The sequence below is a fragment of the Winogradskyella pacifica genome, assembly GCF_013403915.1.
In the GTDB taxonomy this organism is placed as follows: Bacteria; Bacteroidota; Bacteroidia; order Flavobacteriales; family Flavobacteriaceae; genus Winogradskyella; species Winogradskyella pacifica.
This window is the reverse complement of sequence record NZ_JABFDI010000041.1, coordinates 1-2,365: the sequence shown is the minus strand read 5'-3', so window position 1 is coordinate 2,365 and position 2,365 is coordinate 1. Positions and strand designations below refer to the sequence as shown.

Sequence of the window (2,365 nt, the reverse complement as noted above, 5' to 3'; positions counted from 1 at the left end):
ACTGTAACGTCTAATTACTTTGTCATTTTTATACATAATTGTTTGAAATTATGTAGCCTTTTTTCAGTACAAGTCAAGCTTGTTTACAACGGTTCGGTGTATGGTTAGTTGCGTGGTTAAGCAACTAAGTTAACAAATAAAAACCGAATAGAAAATCCGCGAGGATTTTCGTAAGTAGGCTAGAACCAGCAATAAATTATATACGGTGTTGTGCTTAGTGTTTTTGCAGACGATTCCATAATTTCTCGGCTAAAATATTGGTGTCAGTTATAATTTCATAATCTGCGGATTTAATTTTTTTAATTTCCTTATCAATTATTTCTTTTTCAAATTCAGTTATTTTTTCTGTTCTCGTGTTTATATTTTTCTTTAACGTGGAAATTATATACATTCTAACATCATCAAAAATTGATATTGGATATTCGTCTAAGTGTGAATCTTCAGTAAATAGAATGTCATATAAGATTTTCTTCTGTTTAACTTCGGATAGTGTCTCCCAGAACTTTGGATTAACAAACCAATGGTCAGAACCATTGACCATAAAGCTTTCTATCATATTTAGTAAAAATAACGGATTAGAAAATGAAGAATCAATATAGTTTTGAATTAATAATTTGTCTCTTTCTAAACCAACACAAATTACACTTGTAGAATCTTTTCTAGGCATTACATTTAAGAGTAAATATGAATCTGTTTCTACTTTATCTTTTAAATAAACCTGATTTCCAATACCACAAATTGAGACAGGTAAATGAGTGTCGAAATTTGCAACTCGGATGATTAATTTATCTTTTGTTGGAAGTTTTAGTAAAGCACTATAAATACTTGTTTCAAATATCTTAATTTGTTCTAAAGGACTGATTAAGAAACTATCCAATTTGCTTAATGAATCTATTATAGAATCAATTCCTTTTAGTTCAATGTCTTTAACGTTTTCAAATTGTGGATATTTTGATAATGCTTTAGTAATAGATTCTTGTGCCTCTGAATTTATTTTCTTCTTATATTTTTCCCTAATAATTTTATTTATTTCCAACTCATTCTCTCTATAAACACGTTCTCTGCATAATGTTCTAAAAGTTTGAAGTAAGGCTTTATTTACATTGTCAATTTTTCCATCAATTTCAAATGATTTAAAAATGTCTTCGTGTTTTGTACAAAACCCTGGAAAAACAGAGGCATTATTAATTCCTATCTTACTCATAATGTTTTTTGGGTGATTGTCAGAACTATCGAATTTTGGTGTTAACAAATGACCTTCAAAAACAATATTTTTAAGAATTGATGACTTAGGTATAGTATGAGATTTTTTTATTGTTATGTTTTTACAACCAATTACTTCACAAACCCTTTTGTTTGTATGTAAATTTTGATTTTGAAAGTAAGTCTCTTTGAAGGACTTGGAATAAACTTCAAAGTCTTGATTTATAAAATCTTCGCGATTATACTTTTCTATGACAGCATCAATTTCTTTTTGTAATATTTGAATATCAGATTCTGTCATAAGTAAATTTCTCTCAGGTAAGTTTTATCAACATTAAGCACAACGGTTTTGTGTATGATTAGTGGCGTGGTTTAGCAACTAATTTAGCAAACTTTTACGAACCCGAGAAAATTCCGCAGGAATTTTCGCAAGTAAGCACATAAAAAGCAATTAATTATACACGTTGTTGTAACACGTTTTTATTTTCTTTCAATTCTAAATTCTTTTTGAACTTCTTCTTTTTTTAAAATCTCCAGAAGTTTATCAGTTATAACTTCATTTGCAGTTATTCCGAATTGTCGTTGGAAATCGTGGTGTGTTATCAAAATATAGTCATCTTTATTTATGAGCTTAAAATTTTTATCAGTTCCCATAATAAATCCCTCATCAAAATCAGCAAATCTACTCGGAAACATCTTGTTAACCCACTTTTCAAATTCGGCAGGATTTACTTTATGTTTAGTAAATAAATAAAAGTAATGTCCATATTGGTATGGATAATAAAATCCGTTTTTCGGTTTAATTAATAAATCAGTTACAGTTTTTTTTGAAAGTCCGAACCAAGTTCTTTTTTCACGCTTTAATTCATAATATTTAATTTGTTCAGCATCCAATTCCGCTTGTTCCATATTATACAGAAAATCGTTTTCTATAAATTGGAAAATTCCGTATTCAGGAAGTTTTAATTTTTCGTAAATATCAGTTTCTAATAATTCCGATTGAAAATCTATTCTGATAGTTTCTTTTTTTTCAATTGGATGTAATAATGCTATGATATTTCTCAATGTTTCTGGGTTTGGTCAAATGTCTTGCCCTGAAATATGGCTACAGGTTAAAATTGATTTTATGCGGTTAATTTATAGACCATATTTGGTGTTTTGA

The 2,365-nt window shown here is 28.5% G+C and carries 2 protein-coding genes; both read right to left on the bottom strand.

Translation table 11 applies throughout. The annotated features are described in order from the left end of the window. Window positions 1-214 precede the first annotated feature (214 nt). The gene (locus HM984_RS17265) at window positions 215-1,504 is read right to left on the bottom strand and encodes a hypothetical protein (RefSeq protein ID WP_179350090.1); all 1,290 of its coding nucleotides are present in this window, start codon (window positions 1,502-1,504) and stop codon (window positions 215-217) included. Between the two features lie 179 nt (window positions 1,505-1,683). Next, window positions 1,684-2,268: a hypothetical protein gene (locus HM984_RS17260; protein WP_179350089.1), complete on the bottom strand. Its 585-nt coding sequence runs from the start codon at window positions 2,266-2,268 to the stop codon at window positions 1,684-1,686. Window positions 2,269-2,365 lie beyond the last annotated feature (97 nt).

Coding starts and splice junctions, on each gene's coding strand:
- HM984_RS17265 (WP_179350090.1), bottom strand. CDS start 1,504: ATGACAGAATCTGATATTCAAATATTACAAAAAGAAATTGATGCTGTC.